Raw genomic sequence first — 17,410 nt, 5'->3', positions numbered from 1 at the left:
CATGAGAGCCGAGGTCCGCGCCTTCGTCGTCGAGCAGCTCGCCGACATGAACTACGACGTCGAGGGGCTCGACGACGACACCACGCTCGGCCCCGCCGGCGTCGATCTGGAGTCGCTCGCCCTGGCCGACCTGTCCGTCCGGGTCGAGGACCGGTACGGCGTGACGTTCGCCGACGACGAATCGGAGCAGTTGGCCCTGATGACGGTCGGCGAGTTCACCACCATGGTCGCCAACCGGGTCACCGAGGCGACGAGCGACAAAGCCTGATGGACGGTCAGCCCGACCTGGGGCGAGCTGACCTGCTGACCATGCTCGCCGAACTCACCACGAAACCGGCCGCCGAGGTACCCGACCGGATCGGCTCGATGGAGCTGGCCTGGCTGGTGCACCTCGTCGAGCAACGCTACGACCGTCAGCTCGACCTCACCGACGACGAGCTGGCCGGCATCCGCACCGTCGACGACGCCCTGGCGGTGTTCCGGGCGTCGCTGACCACCCCCGCAGATGGCTGAGCCGCGCGTCACCCAGCTCACCGGCGTACACGCGGTCAGTGCCCTTGGTCGGGGCGCCGAGGCGCAGCTCGCCGGCGTGCTGGCCGGGGTGCCGGCGTTCGGCGCGGTACGTCGCTTCGACACCGCCGCCCGCCGGGTCACCGTGGCGGCAACCCTGCCCGAGGTCGGTCCGCTCGGCGACGAGTTGGCCGCCGCGATCGAGGCTGCCTGCGGCTCGGCCGGCCTGGTCGGTGCGCAACGCGAGCAGTGCGCTCTGCTGCTCGCCGTGCACGGCGGACCGGCACCGGGAGTAGGCCCCACCCCGGGCGTTCTCGCCGTCCAACTCGCCGCGGCGTGTGGGCTCTCGGCGCACACCCGGGTCTACACCAGCGCCTGCGTGTCGGCCAGCACAGCGGTGGCCGACGCGGCGACCCTGATCGCCCGGGGTGACGTCGACCGGGTCGTGGTCGCCGCCGGGTACCTGGTGGAGCCGGACCAGTTCGCGTTGTTCGACGCCGGTCGGGCCCTCGCGGTCGACGGGGCGGTCCGCCCGTTCAGCGCCCACCGACGCGGGCTGCTGCTCGGCGACGGCGTGGCCGCGGTGGTGCTGGAATCCAGCGCCGGGCGGCGGCGGGGCGTCGAGCCACTGGCCACAGTGGTGGGCTGGGGGCGGGCCGGGGACGCGTTCCATCCGTGCCAGCCGGACCCGACCGGCGCTGGCCTGGCCCGTGCGGTCGACGCCGCGCTGCGCCGGGCCGGGCTGCCACCGCAGGCCGTCGGTTACGTCAACGCCAACGCCACCGGCACCCCACAGAGCGACGCCGCCGAGGCGGCAGCCCTGCGCCGGGCACTCGGCCCCTACGCCACGCAGGTCCCGGTCAGCTCCACGAAGTCGGTGCACGGGCATGCGCTGGAGGCGTCCGGGTTGCTCGAGCTGGTGGTCACCGTGCTCGCGCTGCGGCACGGCGAACTGCCGGTCAATGCCGGCTGGCTGGCCCCGGACGAGGCGTGCCCCCTGGACGTCATCACGGACCACCCCCGCCAGACGACCACGGCACACGCGCTGACCCTCAACGCGGCGTTCGGCGGCGCGAACACGGCACTCCTGGTCGGCGCGCCATGACCGCCCCCGGGTCCGGGCGGTCGTCCACCTTCTGCCCCGACGAACCCGGGACGGCACCCGTCGCCGCGGGGTCAGCGGAGCAGGGGACCAGGGTGTTGGCGCGGGCGCGGTGGCCCGAGGCGGGCGACGACGGGCCGGCGCCGGGCGTGCCCGGGTTCGTGTCCTCGCAGTTCGCGCCGGTGGTGGTGGCGGTGGCCCAGCGGTGTCTGGGGCGCGGGTACGGGGTTGCCGGCGTGCCCCCGGGGAGGCGGACCGCGATCGTGCTGGTCAGCGCCAGCGGCGATCGCACCAGCGCCGAGCACGTACGGGCGACAGTGGAGGCCGGCGGGCGGATCGGCCCGCTGTTCTTCTTCCAGTCGGTGCCCAACAGCGTCGCCGGGCACCTCGCGGCCCGCTGGGGCCTGCGCGGCCCGGTGGTCTGCCTGAGCCCGACCGGCGACCCGTACGCCGACGGCACCGCCGAGGCGGACCTGCTGCGGTACGACGGCGACGCCGACGAGGTGTTGCTGATCCTGATCGAACAGGCGCCCGACGCGTCGACCGAGGCGGTCGCGGTGCTGCTGGGGGGAGAAGGACGACCATGAGGACACGAGGACTGCGGGCCGCTTTGGCCGCCGACACGCAGGTGGGCGCGGGCAACGTCCTGGCCCGGGTGCTGGCGCACGGCGCCGACCCGGACGGCCCCGGGTTGACCTTCGACACGGCCGTCGACGGGCACCCGGCCGAGGAGCCGCTCACGCTGGGTCGGCTCGACGAGCGCGTCGCCGCTCGTGCCGCCTGGCTGCACGAGCGCGGGGTACGTCCCCGCGACCCGGTCGCCGTCTGGGCCACCGCCGCCGCCGACATGGTGCTCAGTTTCCTGGCGCTGGCCCGCCTCGGGGCGATTCCGGCGTTGATGAACGGCAAGCTCCGCCCGGAGATCGCCGCCGAGTACATCCGTCGGCTACGGGGCGTCGGTGTGCTCGCCGACGACGCGCACACCGCGCTGCTGGCCGGGCACGACCTGGGCGTACCCCTGCTCGGCACCCCCGCGCAGGCCGGGACGGGTGACCCGTCCGCCGCCCCGGCGCACTACCGGCACCACCCGGACGACCCGATCGTCATCACCCACACCTCCGGGACGACCGGGGTGCCCAAGGCGGTGCTGCACTCGCACGCCAGCCTCTTCGCGGCCACCCGGCACCTGCTCACCATGCCCCAGGCGCAGGGCACCACCCGGATCCTCAACGCGCTGCCCGCCCCGCACACCGCCACCGTGCTGATGGTCAACCAGGCGCTGGGCAACTCCGCGCAGATGCTGCTGCTGTCCGAACAGGACGGCGAGCGGGTGCTCGACGCGATCCAACGCTGGCACCCCGACGGCGTCTTCGGCTTCTCGGTCACCTGGGCCGAACTGGCCCGCTTCGACCTGTCCGGGTACGACCTGGACTCGGTGCGGCTGTGGTTCAACACCGGCGACTGCTCGCACGAGCCGCACATCCGGCGGCTGGTCGCGGTCGGCTCCCGGGACACGGTCACCCGCGACGGCGTGGTGCGGGTGCCCGGCTCGGTCTTCATCGACGGGCTGGGCTCCAGCGAGATGGGGCACTCGATGTTCCACATCACCCACCGCGCCGACACCGACCGGTACGGCCGCTGCATCGGCCGCCCGTACCAGTTCACCAAGGTCGCGGTGCTCGACGCCGACGGCGAACCGGTCCCGACCGGCGAGGTGGGTTTCCTGGGCGTCGACTCGCCGTCGCTGTTCCGTGGCTACTGGAACGACTCGGTCACCACCTACCGGTTCCGCCAGCGCGGCTGGTACCTCACCGGCGACCTGGTCCGCACCGACGCCGAGGGGCGCTACTACCACCTGGACCGGGCGGTGGACTCGGTCGACGCCGGTGACGGGCGACGCCTGTTCACCGCGTTGTCCGAGGAGCGCATCCTGGCCGCCTGCCCGGACGTCACCGACTGCACTGTGGTGATCGTCGCCGAGGCCGACGGTGTGGTCACCGACGTGCTGCTGGAGTTGGCCGCCGGCGCCGACGAGGCCGAGGACCGCACCGAACGGGTCCGCGCGGCACTGGGCGCGGACGTCGGCGGCACGCTGCGCCGGGTCGTGCCGGTGCGCTCCGCGGACATCCCGGTCACCGTGACCGGCAAGGTCCGCAAGGTGGTCCTTCGCGAGCGCTACCTCACCGAGGCGAGCTCATGACCGCTCTCATCACGGGGATGGGTCTGTTCACCCCGGTCGGGCGGGGCGTCGAGGAGACCTTTGAGGCGGTGACCACCGGTCGTTCCGGGCTGAGCCGCCCACCCGACGGGCACCCGGTGCGGGAGTCGCTGGACGTCGCCGGCCTGCTGCCCGACATCGACCCGCGCACCGTCGCGTCCGGACCGGAGACCCGGGTGCTGGACCGGATCGTGGTGCTCGCACTCCTCGCCGCCGCCGACGCGCTCGCCGACGCCGGCATCGTGGTCGGCCGTGACGTCGAACCCGACCGGGTCGGGGTGATCGTCGGCGGGGTCGGTGGGATGGCCACCCTGGAGTCGCAGGTGCTGGCCCGGGCCGCGCGGGGTCGGGCGGCGGTCAGCCCGTACCTGCTCACCGGGATCCTGCCGAACATGCCGGCGGCGCGGATCGCCATCGCGCACGGCATCCGTGGCTACAGCTCGTCGGTCGGCACCGCCTGCGCCTCCGGTGCGCAGGCGGTCGCCGACGCGGTCCGGCTGATCGCCACCGGGGAGGCCGACGTGGTGCTGTGCGGGGCCAGCGAGGCACCGCTGTTCCCGACCTTCGCCGACACCTTCGGCAACGCGCGCGCCCTGGCCAGAGCCGGCGACGACCCGGCCCGGGCGAGCCGGCCGTTCGACACCTCCCGCAGCGGTTTCGTGCTGGCCGAGGGTGCCGCACTGCTGGTGCTGGAACGGGCCGAGCACGCCGCGGCGCGCGGCGTCACCGCGTACGCCGAAGTGGCCGGCCACGGCGCGACCACTGACGCGTACCACCCGACCGCACCGCGCCCGGACGGTGCCGGCGCGGCCGCGTGCATCCGGCGCGCGCTGCGCAGCTCCGGTGTGCCCGCGGCGGCGGTCGGCTACGTCAACGCGCACGGCACCGCGACGAAGCTCGGTGACATCGCGGAGACCACCGCCCTAGCCGACGTGTTCGGCGTCGGCGGGGTGCCGGTCAGCTCCACCAAGGCGCTCAGCGGGCACCTGCTCGGCGCCTCCGGGGTCCTGGAGGCGGCGGTCACCGCGCTGGCGCTCGGTCGGGGGCTGCTGCCGCCGACGTACCACCTCGACGACCCGGACCCGGCCTGCCCGGCGGACCACATCCGTGGCACGCCCCGCAAGGCCGACCCGGAGTACGCGGTCACCAACTCGTTCGGGTTCGGCGGTCAGAACGTGAGCCTGCTGCTCGCGCGCGTCGCCGAGCCAAGGAGGTGATCGACGCGGCATCCCGGGCGGGTGCGCCCGGACGGCAACACGGGGGGAAGCGTGTGGGAGGGGTTTCAGGGGACATGGACATCCGTGGTATCGACCACATCGAACTCTACGTGGGGGACGCCCGACAGGCGGCCTTCTACTTCAGCACGGCCGTCGGCTTCGAGATCTGTGGCCAGGGCGGCCCGGAGACCGGGTTGGAAGGGCAGCGCTCGCTGCTGCTCTGCCACGGCGACATCCGACTGCTGCTCACCTCGGGGCTCAGCGCCGAGCATCCGGCGGCGAGATACGTCCAGCGCCACGGTGACGGCATCGCCGTCGTCGCGGTCGAGGTCGACGACGTCGCGTCCGCGTACGCCGAGTTGGTGGGCCGCGGCGCGACCGGGGTGACGCCGCCCACCACCGTCACCGGCGCGGACGCCGAGGTGGTGACCGCCGAGGTGGACGGCTTCGCCGACGTGCGGCACCGGCTGGTGCAGCGCCGCGGCGACCGGGCCGAGTTCCTGCCCGGCGTCATCACACCGGCGACATCCGGTGTGGAGGGTCATCCGCCGGTGCTCGCCGAGATCGACCACCTGGCGGTCTGCGTGCCACCCGGTCAGCTCGACGAGACGGTCCGGCACTTCGAGCAGCTGTTCGACTTCGCGGAGATCTTCGAGGAACACATCGAGGTCGACGGGCAGGGGATGAACTCCAAGGTGGTGCAGAGCCCGTCCGGGCGGGTCACCGTGGTGCTGCTGGAACCGGACCGGGCCCGGCGGCCGGGGCAGATCGACGCGTTCCTCGACCAGCACGCCGGCGGGGGAGTGCAGCATCTGGGGCTGCGCACCGACGACATCCTCACCGCCGTCGAGGCGTTGGGCCGGCGCGGGGTGCGCTTCGCCGGCACACCCGGCAGCTACTACGACTCCCTCGAAGCGCGGGTCGGTCGGGTGGACGCCCCACTGGACCGGCTGCGCGAGCTGGGCGTGCTGGTCGACTCCGACCACGACGGCCAGCTGTTGCAGATCTTCGCCGAGTCGATGCACGTACGCCGCACGCTCTTCCTGGAGCTGATCGAGCGGCGCGGCGCGCGGGGCTTCGGCAGCGGCAACATCAAGGCCCTCTACGAGGCCAAGGAACGGGAGCTGGCCGCGGTGGCGGCCACACCACAGGGGGTGGGGGCATGACCGCTACCGAGTTCGAACCCGCGCTGACCGCCGAGGAGCAGGCGCTGCTGCCGTCCGATGACGACGTGCGGCACTACGCCGAGCACGGCTGGTATCTGTCGAAGAAGGTGTTCACCGACGACGAGGTGGACGCCCTCGCCGCCGCCGCACAGCGCTACTACGACGGTGAGCGGGACCGGCGGTTGCCGGTGCGGCCCCCGAAGCTCGCCTACTGGGAGCCGTCGAAGGGGCCGGTGCAGCGGCACAACGACTACGTCCACCACGAGCACGACGGGCTCGGCGCGATCCTGCGCAAGCCGCTGATCGGGGCGGTGGCGGCCCGGCTCGCCCAGGCCGACGAGATCCGCGTCTTCCAGTCCACGCTGATCTACAAGCCGCCGATCTCCGGCGAGCCGAGCAACATCGTGCCCTGGCACTTCGACAAGCACTACTGGGCGTCCTCGTCGTCGGAGAAGATGCTCACCGCGTTCATCCCCTTCCACGACTGTGGGGAGGAGATGGGCACCATCACCATGGTCGACGGCTCGCACCGGTGGAAGGAGATCGGCGCCGACGACACGGTGGTGCGGCACTTCGCCGACCGGGACCGCAGCCAGCTGGAGGAGATGCTGGCCGAGAACGCCGCGTACAACGGCGCGAGGATCCGCAAGATCCCCATGGTGATCCCCAAGGGACACGTGAGCTTCCACCACTGCCGCACCTACCACGGCAGCGGCCCCAACGTCAGCGGTCGCCCCCGACAGGCGATCTCGCTGCACCTGCAGGACGGCGACAACGCCTGGCGGGAGTATCCGCTCTCCGACGGCACGCTCGCCGCGTACAACCACGACGTGCTGGTCCGCCGCACCCACGAGGGGCGGCCCGACTACGCGGACCCCGACTACTGCCCGGTCATCTGGCGCCACCGCGCCCAACAGGGAGGCTGACATGTCACGCTACGACTGGGGTAGGACCCACCCGGGCATCGAACGGCTGGAAAAGGCGGTGACCGACCGGCGTGACGTGGTGGTCAAGCACCCGCTCTACGCCAACCTCGACACCCACGAGGCGCTGGTCACCTTCATGCAGCACCACGTCTTCGCGGTCTGGGACTTCATGTCCCTGCTGAAGTCGTTGCAACGGCAGCTGACCTGCGTCACCGTGCCGTGGATCCCGACCGGCCCGACCGGCAGCCGCCGCCTCATCAACGACATCGTCATGGTCGAGGAGAGCGACGAGCTGGGCGGCGGTTACATCAGCCACTTCGAGCTGTACGTGCGGGGCATGGTCGAGGCCGGCGCGGACACCACGGCCGTGAACGCCCTGGTCGACCTGCTGCGCGCCGGCCGGCCGGTGACCGACGCGCTCACCGAGGCCGGCGTGCCGGCCGCGTCGGCGAGGTTCGCCGCCACCACCTGGCGGATCATCGAGTCGACCCCGGTGCACTGCCAGGCGGCGGCCTTCGCGTTCGGTCGGGAGGACCTGATCCCGGACATGTTCACGCAGGTCGTCTCGGTCAACGAGCGCAGCAACCGGCTGCACACGTTCGTCGACTACCTGGAGCGGCACATCGAGGTCGACGGCGAACAGCACACCCCGATGGCCATGCAGATGCTCGCCGACCTGTGCGGCGACGACGACACCAGGTGGCAGGAGTGCGCCGACACCGTCAACACCGCCCTCGCCGCCCGGGCCCGACTCTGGGACGACATCCTCGCCGCCATCAAGGGACCGGCGTGACCGACGCCGACCCGGTCCGGCTCTACCGCACGGTCCGGCTGATCCGCCGGTTCGAGGAACGGGCGGTCGAGCTGGCCCACGGCGGGCAGATCGTCGGCGGCATCCACCCGTACCTCGGTCAGGAGGGGATCGCCGCCGGCGTCTGCGCCGCCCTGGGTGCCGACGACGTGATCGCCGGCACCCATCGCGGACACGGGCACGTCCTGGCCCGGGGCGCGGACCCGGCCCGGATGCTCGCCGAGCTGTGCGGTCGGGTCACCGGCCTCAACGCCGGGCGGGGCGGTTCGATGCACGCCGCCGACCTCAGCCTCGGCGTGCTCGGCGCCAACGCCATCGTGGGGGCCTCCGGGGCGATCATCACGGGTGCGGTCTGGGCCCACCGCCGTCGGGGGCGCGACACCGTCGGGGTGAGCTTCTTCGGCGACGGGGCGGTCAACGAGGGGATGCTGCTGGAGGCGTTCAACCTGGCCGCGCTCTGGCGGGTGCCGGTGCTGTTCGTCTGCGAGAACAACGGCTACGCCACCACCATGCCGGTCACCGGCGCGGTCGCCGGCAGCATCACCGGTCGGGCCGCCGCCTTCGGCATCCCGGCCGTCGGCGTCGACGGCCAGGACCCCGAGACGGTACGCGTCGCCGCGGCCGCCGCCGTCGACCGGATGCGCGCCGGCGGCGGCCCCGAGCTGATCGAGGCCCGTACCTACCGCTTCGACGTCCACCACACCTTCGAACACGCGGTACGCCTCGACTACCGCCCGCCCGACGAGGTGACCCGGGGCCGGTCCCGGGATCCAGTGGACATCCAGGGTTCACGGCTCGCCGACACCGACCGCGCCGCCGTGGACGCCGAGGTCGAGGACACCCTCGACGCGGCCGTGCGCTTCGCCCTGGCCAGCCCGCAACCCGACCCGGCCGACGCCCTCGCGTACCTGTACGCCAGCGGCATGACCGCCCGCAACGGAGGTGGCTGAATGACCGCACGCACCGGAGGTGCTTGAGGTGCCCCGACTGTCGTACCGCCGGGCGCTGACCCGGGCACTCGCCGACGAGCTGACCCGCGACGAGGCGGTGTTCCTGCTCGGCGAGGACGTCCAGGTCGGGGCGTCGATGGTGACCACCGGCCTGGCCAAGCGCTTCGGCACCGAACGGGTCCGCGACACCCCGCTGTCGGAGCAGGCGTTCACCAGCTTCGCCACCGGCGCGGCGCTGGCCGGGCTGCGGCCGGTGATCGAGTTCCAGATCCCGTCGCTGCTGTTCCTGGTCTTCGAGCAGATCGTCAACCACGCGCACAAGTTCCCGCTGATGACCGGTGGGCAGTGCGTCGTCCCGGTCACCTACCTGGTCCCCGGCTCCGGCTCGCGCACCGGGTGGGCCGGGCAGCACTCCGACCACCCGTACAGCCTCTTCGCCCACGTCGGCGTGGTCACCGTCGTGCCAGCCACCCCGGCCGACGCGTACGGGTTGCTGGTCACCGCGATCCGCCACGACGACCCGGTGGTGGTGTTCGCCCCGGCCGGCGCGATGGACCTGCGCGACGACGTCGAGGACCTGACCCCGGTGCCGCTGGGCCGGGGCCGGATCCACCGCTTCGGCGACGACGTCACAGTGGTCGCGGTCGGGCACCTGGTGCACGACGCGCTCGCCGTGGCCGAGGAGCTGGCCGACCAGGTCTCGGTGGAGGTGTTCGACCCACGCACGCTGTACCCGTTCGACATCGACGGCCTCACCGAGTCGGTGGCGCGCACCGGACGGCTCGTGGTGGTCGACGACGCCAACCGCTCCTGCGGCATGGCTGCCGAGATCATCGCCTCGGTGGTGGAGCGCGTCCGACTGCTCGCCCCTCCCCGCCGGGTCACCCGCCCGGACGGGGCGGTGCTGCCGTTCGCACCGGCGTTGGACCAGGCCGTGCAACCGTCCCGGGACCAGCTCGCCACCGCCATCCACCTGACCATGAAGGACGAATCATGATCGACCCCAACTACGCGTGGCCGGCGGCCGACCGAGCCTGGACCGACCTGCCGGAGCCGGCCCGGCGAGCCATGGTGACCAGTGGGGCTGCGGCCTGGGAGCAGGTCTTCCACGGCCGGGCCACCTACAACAAGCAGTGGCGGCTGGCCCGCCCCCCGGTCCTGACTGCCGACGCCTGGCGGGAGCTGAACGAGGTCTGCGACCGGCTCGCCCAGTTGATCCTCGACGCCTGTCGTCGTCGGGCGGGCACCGCCGGAGAGCTGCGCCGGCTGCTCGGCGTACCGGCGGGGGAGACCCGCCTGCTGGACGAGTCGGAGCCGCTGAGCGAGGCACTGCTGGCCGCGTACCGGCCGGACGTGATCTTTTCGGCTGGGGTGCCGAAGTTCGTCGAGTACAACATCGACAGCAGCCTCGGTGGCGGCTTCGACGCCGACACCGTCATCCAACGGTTCGCGCGGCTCTACCAGGAGCAGGGCATCCTGGACGACCTGCCGGCGCGGGCCGCACCGTCACTGCTCGACCAGCGGTTCGTGGCGATCCGCGAGGAGCTTGGGCTCCCCGATGGCGCCCGGGTGGCACTGCTGATGGACTTCGACGCCGACTACCCCGGTCTGGACGACCCGCAGACGTTCATCCGAATCCTCGACCCACTGGCCGTACGGGCCCGGGACTTCGGCATCGACCTGGTCATCGCCCCGGTCTCCAGCGCCACCCTGGACGCCGACAGCCGCCTGGTGGTCGACGGCGCGCCGGTCGACGCGCTGTTCCGGCTGTTCGTGCCCAACCGGGTCACCCCGACCGCCGGCCTGGACGCGGTGGCCGGTGCCCTCGCGGCGGGCACGCTGCCGATGTTCGTCTCGGCGGCGGCCTGGCTGCTCGGCAACAAGACCACCTTCGCGTGGCTGTGGGAGGACGTGGACGGGCTACCCGCCGACGACCAGGCGCTGATCCGCCGGCACGTGCCGTACACGGTGCCGCTGACCGCCGCGGTGCTCGACCGGGCGATTGTCGACCAGGCGAAGCTGGTGGCCAAACCGGCCGACGGTTCCGCCGGGCACGGCGTGCTGCTCGGCCCCGAGCTGAGCCCGACGGACTGGGCCGACGGCGTACGGGCCGCCGTCGACCAGGGCGGCGCGATCCTTCAGGAATACCTGCCAACCGACCGGGTGTCGATGGACTTCGTGCAGATCGAGACGGGCGAGACGGTGACGGCGGAGGTGCCGTACTCGCTGGCCCCGTACCTGTTCGGCCGCCACGCCTCCGGCGGCCTGGCGCGGGTCGGCTACCCCGGCTGCGACGGAGTCCTCAACCTGGCCCACGGCGTCCTCCTGACCGGAGTCCTCCTGAAGGACTGACCCGCGCGACCGCTGCGGTGATCAAGAGGTTTCGGTCAGCGAGCACGGCGTGTCGTGACCGAAACCTCTTGATCACTGGAATTCGTCAGACGGCGGGGAGGCGCCACTTCTGGCCGTCGCAGGCGGCCATCGCGCCAATGTACGCAGCAGTCTCGTTGAGGTCCCAGCGGTAAGCCAGGCAGTTGCCGGAGCCCGGGTTCTTGAAGGTGCCATTGGGCAGGGCAACCCAGTCCTGGTCCTTCGCCCCCGTACAGGCGCTGATCGACACGGGAATGCCGCGGCGGGGGTCCGACGACGCCGTGCCGGCGGTCAGGCAGCCGGTGGCGGCGCGCAGCGTGAGCCCGCTCTGCGTCCACTCGTGCCCCGGGTTGGTGCAGGCGCCGAGCACAGGGCCGGGGCGGTACCCGATGGTGCTGGTGCCCAGGCACAACCCGAGGGCCTCGGCCTGCAGCGGACCGTACGCGCCGCCGCCGTTGCCCCGCTGCACCCAGTAGTGGTCATCGAAGTTTCCGCAGGTGTCCATGCGGACGTCGGTGGGGGTGGCGGAGGGCGACGCGATGCAGAGCCCGGAGCCGGCGTTCTTCAACTGGCTGCGCAGCGAACCGGTGGTGATCTGCCACTGTTGTGTGATCCCGGTGTCGCAGGTGTAGATCTTCACGTCGCCCAGCCGCGGTGTCTCCCCGTAGAGGCACTTGCCGGTCTTGGCGTCGCGCAGCTGGAAGGTGCCCGCCGCGTTCGGCACCATGGTCCACTGCTGCTCCGTCGCGGTCGCCGAGCAGGTGCCCGCGGCGACCGGGCTCTGGTTGGCGCTCGCGACCGACACCAGGCAGTTGCCGCTGAACCCGTTGGTGATCGGCAATGGCCGGCCGACCATCCAGTCGGGCGCGGCGTCGATGCTGGTCCTGACCCAGCCGCCCTGGTTGTCGAGCCGGGAGTCGACGGCGGTGCGCCGCGTCTCGGACTCGCCCAGGCAGCCGCCCTGGAAGGAGCGGTCGTGCACGGCGACCACCTCGACGGCGGTGCCGATGCGTCGGACCGACGGGCCACCGGCGTCGCCGCGGCACAGGCTGGCCCCGGTGGGACTGCCGTCGAGATCAACGGTGTTGCTACCCACCGAGGTGACCGTGAAGGCACCGGCGTGCAGCCGGTCCGGGACCCACTCGGTGGCGGTGCGGCCGTAGCCGAGCGCCTGCAACTGCTCGTCGACGGTCGGCGCGGCACCGATGCGGGCCGGTGCGTTGGTGGTGACCGGTTGGTCGAGTCGGAGCAGCGCCAGGTTGTCGGTGGGGTGCGGCACCACGGCGACAGCCGTACGCACCTGGCCTGCGGTGCCGGCCAGGTCGACCCGGCCGACGGTGACCGTGGTGGCCTGGGTCGGCGCGCCGGCCACCGGCGGCTGCCCGGTCTCACTCACGCAACTCGCGGCGGTGACGACCCAGTGCGGGTCGAGGAGTGTGCCCGTGCAGGAGCGCACTGCGGCTCCGAAGTCCACCTTGGCGATGAAGGCGTAGCTGTTGTCGGTGACCGCCTGGCCACCGCTGACCGCCTGCGCTGGTATGGATCCGGCGACCGCCAGCGCAAGTGCGCTGATCACCACTGTCAACGTGCGGGCACGCCGCATGTAGATCTCCGATCTGCCGTCGCCCGCCGCCGAAGCGGCCGCGATCGGCTCCCCCGTGGACGACGGACCGCCTGGGCCGCCGCATTCTCCCGATACTTGTCGACCACCGGCGTCGCTGCGGGTGATCTCGACGGACGTCACTATAGGAGAACAGTGGGTCGGGCGGTGCCCCGTGTGATTCCCGTCGACCGGCCCCGGAGCAGGGGCGGCTCGTGGTGCCGGTTCGGGGCCGTCAGCTCGCGGAGCGAGCCAGGTGGGTGTGCAGGCGACGGAGGGTTTCGGCTGTTGCGATGGCGTCGCTGCGGGCGCTGCCGTGCCGGCCGTCGGTGCTGTAGAGGCTCGGGTCGGCGGTCAGCGGGTGATCGGTCAGGTGCACGTGGACGGTGCCCAGGCGCTCGGCGAGCTTCGCGGTGCGCGCGGACAGGAGGCGCATCCGCTCCCGCAGGCCGGGGCGCAGGGCCTCAGGGACCGCCGGGCTGTACGAGACGTCGAACATCCCCACCGTGACCACGTCGGCGCCGACGTCCCGCAGCGCGTCGATCATCGCGGTCAGCTCGGCGTCGACCGCGTCCGCGTCGTACGCCGGGCGGAAGGCGTCGTTGCCACCGCAGACCACCAGCGCCAGATCCGGTGCGAAGGCCAGCGCCGGCGCGAGCTGCTCGGCCCGTACCTGGTGCGCGTGCAGCCCACTGCGGCCAAGATTCAGGTACGTCAGACCGGGGCGAACGGCGTCCAGTTCGCTGGCGATCCGATCGGCCCACTGCACGTCCGAGTATCCGGGCGTCGGCTGGCAGCTGCCCTCGACCACGCTGTCGCCCAGTGCCACGAACCGCCGCCACGGGTGCCCGCGAAGCAGCTCGGCGGCCTCGCCGGAACGCAGGCAGTACGGATCAGTCGATTCGGCCAACGTCGATGCCATTCCGGCACGCTAGCCGACCACCGCCCGCCCGGCCAGGCCCGCCCGACGCCCGCCCTGCCATCGGCCCGACGGTCGTCGAGCACCTCGCGGCGCTGTCGGATTGGCGTCGTCGGCGCGGTGGTGTCGGCGCGTACAGGTCTAGGCGTTCGTGGGCTCCTGATCGGCGCGGTGGGCGGCGGCGAGGCGTTTCGGGGCGCGGGCGTACCACGCCTCGGTGACCACCTCGGTCAACTCGGGCAGGTTGATCCGGTCGAGCCGGACCAGCACCGCCGCGTACCCGTCGAAGTGCGGGGTGGTGAGGTAGACCGACGGGTCGTCGGCGAGCAGGGCTTCCTTGACGCCGAGGTCGGCCACCCGTACGCCGAGCAGCGGGCCGTCGGGCGCGGCGTCACCGAGGGCGTCGAGGTCCGCGCGGCGCAGCGGCCGTTCCCACACGAACGGCTTGTCCCGGACCCGCCAGGCCGGCAACCCGTCGTACGACGGACGCTCGGTGGCCTCCGGCAGAGCGAGCGCGATCCGGCGGACGTCCTCCCAGCTCGGCATGTCCACACGGTACGCGCTCAGCGGGCCACCGTGTCCTCGTGCAAGCGTGGTGTCAGGGCGCGACGGCGGAGGTGGGCCGCCTCGGTGTCCTCGGCTCGGACGCCCGGGTCAGCAGCGGGTACGCGCTGACCAGCAGGCACGCCACCGCCATGGTCAGCAGCGCCGGGGTGAGACCCAGCGCGTCCACCGACCAGCCGCCGAGCAGCGCGCCGACCGGCAGACCGACGAAGGCCAGCGAACCGGCGATGCCGATCACCCGGGTCTGCAACTCCGCCGGCACGCGTTCGTAGAGCGCCACCCCGAGCAGGGGGTTGACCGCCGCGATGCCGATTCCGGACAGGAAGGTCACCACGAGCACCACCGGCAGCTCGTCACTGATCGCCAGTGCGACCAGTCGGGGTGTACCGGCGATCAGCGCCCCGACCAGGAACGTCAGCCGGCGGGGCAGCCTCGGCCCGAGCGCGGTGAAGACCACGTTGCCCAGCAGCGCACCCGCCGAGAACGCCGCCAGCACCAGACCGAGCCCGCTGGGGCCGTGCAGCTCCCGGGCGACCCAGACCGGGATGTAGACGGCCACGCTGGCGTTGGCCACCATGTTCAGGGCCGAGATGACCGCCAGCATGCTGAGCAGCGGCCGGTCCCGGCCCAGGTAGCCGAACCCTGCACGCAGCGCGCGTAGGTAGCTCTCCGGCTCGGCGGGCTTCGCCGCCGCGGCCGGTGGCCGGACCAGGACACCGATCAGCAGCGCGCAGACACCGAAGCTGGCCGCGTCGATGAGGATCGCCTCGGTCACCCCGAATGCGGCGATCAGCACGCCGCCCACGGCGGCGCCGAAGAGGGTCACCACCCGGCTCAGCCCGTCGTACGCCGAGGTCAGCCTGATCAGCGGCACCCCGGCGGCCTCGGCGACCGGCCGGAACATCACGTGCTTCACCCGGTCCCCGATGCCGCGCAGCGCGCCGGCCACGGCCACCAGCGCCACCAGCGGGCCGAAACCCAACCACGGGGTCAGCGCGACGACCACCATGGCCACCGCGCTGCCGGCGTCACAGAGGATGGACGTGCGGCGCAGGCCGACCCGGTCCGCCCAGGGCGTGCCCAGCGCGCTGGACAGCAGGTACGGCAGGGTCTCGGCGAACGCGACCAGGCCCATCTTGGTCGGGCTGCCGGTGGTGACCAGCACCAGCCACGGGATGGTCACCACCGAGATGCGGGTGCCCAGGTTGGAGATCAGGTCCGCGCCGACCAGGACGACCAGTTGCCGGCGGGGGGTCACGCCCCGACCGCCGCCGCCCGACGCGCCGCGTACCGCTCGCGCAGCGCCCGTTTGTCCACCTTGACCGACCGGTTCATCGGCAACCGGTCGACGAACTCCACCCCGGCCGGCGCCCACATCTCGTTGAGCTCCGCGGTCACCAGGTCGATCAGCTCGGCGCCGGTGACCGCGGCGTCCGGTGCGACCACGACGTACGCGTACGGGACCTCGCCGACCGTCTCGTCCGGTACGCCGATCACGGCGGCGGCCCGCACCTGGGGATGCCCGGCCAGCACGTCCTCGATCGGGCGGCAGAAGATCGCCCAGTTCCGCCGGTGCGTGACGATCATGTCGTGCGCGCGGTCGACCAGGTAGAGGTAACCGTCGTCGTCGAGGTGCCCGATGTCGCGGGTACGCACCCAACCGTCGACCAGCGTCTGCGCGGTCAGCTCGGGCTGGCCGTGGTAGCCGGCGAAGCTCAGCCGGGTCTGCACCCACACCTCGCCGTCACGCCCCGGCGGCAGCACCGTGCCGTCGTCGTCGCGGATCTCGATCCGCACGTCACCGTAGGGTCGACCGCAGGACCGCAACCGCTCCGGGTGCTCCGGGTCATCGGTCAACCCGGGCAGCGCGGTGATCACGACGGCTTCGCTGAGGCCGTACACGATGCGCAGCACCGGGCCGAACCGCGCGATGGCCTGGCGCAGCCGGGCGGGCGCGGCGGGCCCCGCGCCCACGTTGAACATGAACATGGCGCTGAAGTCCGCGCCGACCAGGGCCGGGTGGTCCAGCACCTCGTAGAGCATCGGCGGTGTGACGAAGGTGGAGTTGATCCGCTCCCGCTGCACGGTGTCCACGAAGGCCACCGGGTCCCAGTCGTCGCGCAGGAACAGCACCCCGCCGGTGAACAGGTTGAACAGGGTGGTGATCTGCCCGCTGGCCAACCACATCGGCGAGTGCGACAGGTGCCGCAGCAGCGGGAACCCGGCGGCGCGGAAGTCGGCGGCCAGGGTGAGGATCTGCGCGTAGAAGCTCTCCTGGTGGTGCACCAGCTTGGGGCTGCCGGTGGTGCCGCTGGTCTGCAGGAACGACTCCGGTGCCGGTACGGACGCCGGCAGTTCCGCCGGGTCGGCGTCGACGGTGAGGTCCGGGCCGGCGCCCTCCGGGCCGAGACAGCACACCGGCGTGCCGGGCAGCGCGGCGGCCAGGTCCGGGCCGAGACCGGCCGGGTCCCGGGCGTCGTAGACCAGGGCGTCCGGGCGGGCCAGGCGGATGAACTCGTCGACCTCGCGGCGCGCGGTCACCGGGGCGACCCACATGGTCCGGCAGCCGATGAGATGCAGCGCGAGCTGGAGCAACGGCCCCTCGACCGCGTTCGCCACTGTCACCAGCACCGCCGCACCGGGGCGTACGCCGTGCCGGGTCAGCGTCGCGGCCATCGTCCGCACCAGCGCGGCGGCCTCGGCGTAGCTGAGCCGGCGGTCCCCGCCGACCAGCGCCTCCCGGTCACCGAAGCCGGCGAAGAGATCCAGCACTCGGTCCACGTAGGTGTGCCCAGGTCCGTCAGTCATCCGACTGCCCCCATCCGAGAAAGCGGCGGTCCCCGGGCAGCGCCCGGTGACGACGCGACGGTGGCGCGCGCTCCGGTGAGCCCGCCGCCTGCGAGCCTAGGCCGGTAACGGCTGGTCGGAACCGTGCCGACGGGGCGATCCGACAGACCCGCCGGACATTTGATGGCGTCGATCAGGTTGATTGACGCCCGTCAGCGGCGACGGCTAGGTTTCTGGACCATCGTCCAGGCGGGCGCCGTCAGCGGACGG

17 protein-coding genes are annotated in these 17,410 nt (G+C 72.6%); 12 read left to right on the top strand and 5 right to left on the bottom strand.

From position 1 onward, the window contains the following. Position 1: 1 nt before the first annotated feature. From HNR22_RS04770 to HNR22_RS04715, 12 genes are all read left to right on the top strand, one after another. Positions 2 to 268 carry an acyl carrier protein gene (locus HNR22_RS04770; protein ID WP_088948350.1) on the top strand — a complete coding sequence of 89 codons (267 nt, stop codon included), beginning with the start codon at positions 2 to 4 and terminating at the stop codon, positions 266 to 268. Next, positions 268 to 513 carry an acyl carrier protein gene (locus HNR22_RS04765; RefSeq protein WP_179779252.1) on the top strand — a complete coding sequence of 82 codons (246 nt, stop codon included), beginning with the start codon at positions 268 to 270 and terminating at the stop codon, positions 511 to 513. Before HNR22_RS04770 ends, HNR22_RS04765 begins: the two co-directional genes overlap by 1 nt. Beyond that, entirely contained in the window at positions 506 to 1,615 is a 1,110-nt protein-coding gene (locus tag HNR22_RS04760; RefSeq protein WP_179779251.1) for a beta-ketoacyl-[acyl-carrier-protein] synthase family protein, read from the top strand. The genes HNR22_RS04765 and HNR22_RS04760 overlap by 8 nt, the downstream gene beginning before the upstream one ends. A 92-nt stretch (positions 1,616 to 1,707) precedes the next feature. Beyond that, positions 1,708 to 2,199 carry a beta-ketoacyl synthase chain length factor gene (locus HNR22_RS04755; protein ID WP_179779250.1) on the top strand — a complete coding sequence of 164 codons (492 nt, stop codon included), beginning with the start codon at positions 1,708 to 1,710 and terminating at the stop codon, positions 2,197 to 2,199. Then, complete coding sequence (locus HNR22_RS04750; RefSeq protein WP_179779249.1) at positions 2,196 to 3,812, top strand: class I adenylate-forming enzyme family protein; 1,617 nt, start codon at positions 2,196 to 2,198, stop codon at positions 3,810 to 3,812. The genes HNR22_RS04755 and HNR22_RS04750 overlap by 4 nt, the downstream gene beginning before the upstream one ends. Beyond that, a complete protein-coding gene (locus HNR22_RS04745; RefSeq protein ID WP_179779248.1) occupies positions 3,809 to 5,047 on the top strand; it encodes a beta-ketoacyl-[acyl-carrier-protein] synthase family protein in 1,239 nt (412 codons plus the stop codon). Before HNR22_RS04750 ends, HNR22_RS04745 begins: the two co-directional genes overlap by 4 nt. A 74-nt stretch (positions 5,048 to 5,121) precedes the next feature. After that, entirely contained in the window at positions 5,122 to 6,213 is a 1,092-nt protein-coding gene (hppD, locus tag HNR22_RS04740; RefSeq protein WP_179779247.1) for a 4-hydroxyphenylpyruvate dioxygenase, read from the top strand. After that, the gene (locus HNR22_RS04735) at positions 6,210 to 7,139 is read left to right on the top strand and encodes a phytanoyl-CoA dioxygenase family protein (RefSeq protein WP_179779246.1); all 930 of its coding nucleotides are present in this window, start codon (positions 6,210 to 6,212) and stop codon (positions 7,137 to 7,139) included. Before hppD ends, HNR22_RS04735 begins: the two co-directional genes overlap by 4 nt. A 1-nt stretch (position 7,140) precedes the next feature. Beyond that, positions 7,141 to 7,932: a DUF3050 domain-containing protein gene (locus HNR22_RS04730; RefSeq protein WP_179779245.1), complete on the top strand. Its 792-nt coding sequence runs from the start codon at positions 7,141 to 7,143 to the stop codon at positions 7,930 to 7,932. Continuing rightward, positions 7,929 to 8,900: a thiamine pyrophosphate-dependent enzyme gene (locus tag HNR22_RS04725; RefSeq protein ID WP_179779244.1), complete on the top strand. Its 972-nt coding sequence runs from the start codon at positions 7,929 to 7,931 to the stop codon at positions 8,898 to 8,900. Before HNR22_RS04730 ends, HNR22_RS04725 begins: the two co-directional genes overlap by 4 nt. A 28-nt stretch (positions 8,901 to 8,928) precedes the next feature. After that, on the top strand, positions 8,929 to 9,897 hold the full coding sequence (locus HNR22_RS04720; RefSeq protein WP_179779243.1) for a transketolase C-terminal domain-containing protein: 969 nt from the start codon (positions 8,929 to 8,931) through the stop codon (positions 9,895 to 9,897). Then, positions 9,894 to 11,252: an ATP-grasp domain-containing protein gene (locus HNR22_RS04715; protein ID WP_179779242.1), complete on the top strand. Its 1,359-nt coding sequence runs from the start codon at positions 9,894 to 9,896 to the stop codon at positions 11,250 to 11,252. The genes HNR22_RS04720 and HNR22_RS04715 overlap by 4 nt, the downstream gene beginning before the upstream one ends. Positions 11,253 to 11,337: 85 nt before the next feature. Here the strand turns inward: HNR22_RS04715 and HNR22_RS04710 are convergent, their stop codons facing one another. The 5 genes from HNR22_RS04710 to HNR22_RS04690 all read right to left on the bottom strand — a co-directional run bounded on the left by HNR22_RS04710 (position 11,338) and on the right by HNR22_RS04690 (position 17,161). Further along, a complete protein-coding gene (locus tag HNR22_RS04710; RefSeq protein ID WP_179779241.1) occupies positions 11,338 to 12,873 on the bottom strand; it encodes a ricin-type beta-trefoil lectin domain protein in 1,536 nt (511 codons plus the stop codon). A gap of 232 nt (positions 12,874 to 13,105) precedes the next feature. Next, positions 13,106 to 13,792: an SGNH/GDSL hydrolase family protein gene (locus tag HNR22_RS04705; RefSeq protein WP_179779240.1), complete on the bottom strand. Its 687-nt coding sequence runs from the start codon at positions 13,790 to 13,792 to the stop codon at positions 13,106 to 13,108. Between the two features lie 138 nt (positions 13,793 to 13,930). Further along, positions 13,931 to 14,335 (bottom strand): MmcQ/YjbR family DNA-binding protein, encoded by a 405-nt coding sequence (locus tag HNR22_RS04700; RefSeq protein ID WP_179779239.1) that lies wholly within the window; start codon positions 14,333 to 14,335, stop codon positions 13,931 to 13,933. A 52-nt stretch (positions 14,336 to 14,387) separates the two neighbouring features. After that, a complete protein-coding gene (locus HNR22_RS04695; protein ID WP_179779238.1) occupies positions 14,388 to 15,611 on the bottom strand; it encodes an MFS transporter in 1,224 nt (407 codons plus the stop codon). Continuing rightward, a complete protein-coding gene (locus HNR22_RS04690) occupies positions 15,608 to 17,161 on the bottom strand; it encodes a class I adenylate-forming enzyme family protein (protein ID WP_179779237.1) in 1,554 nt (517 codons plus the stop codon). The genes HNR22_RS04695 and HNR22_RS04690 overlap by 4 nt, the downstream gene beginning before the upstream one ends. Positions 17,162 to 17,410: the final 249 nt, after the last annotated feature.

The sequence above is a fragment of the Micromonospora jinlongensis genome, from assembly GCF_013410645.1.
GTDB classification, from domain to species: Bacteria; Actinomycetota; Actinomycetes; order Mycobacteriales; family Micromonosporaceae; genus Micromonospora; species Micromonospora zamorensis.
This window is presented reverse-complemented; position numbering and strand designations above follow the sequence as displayed.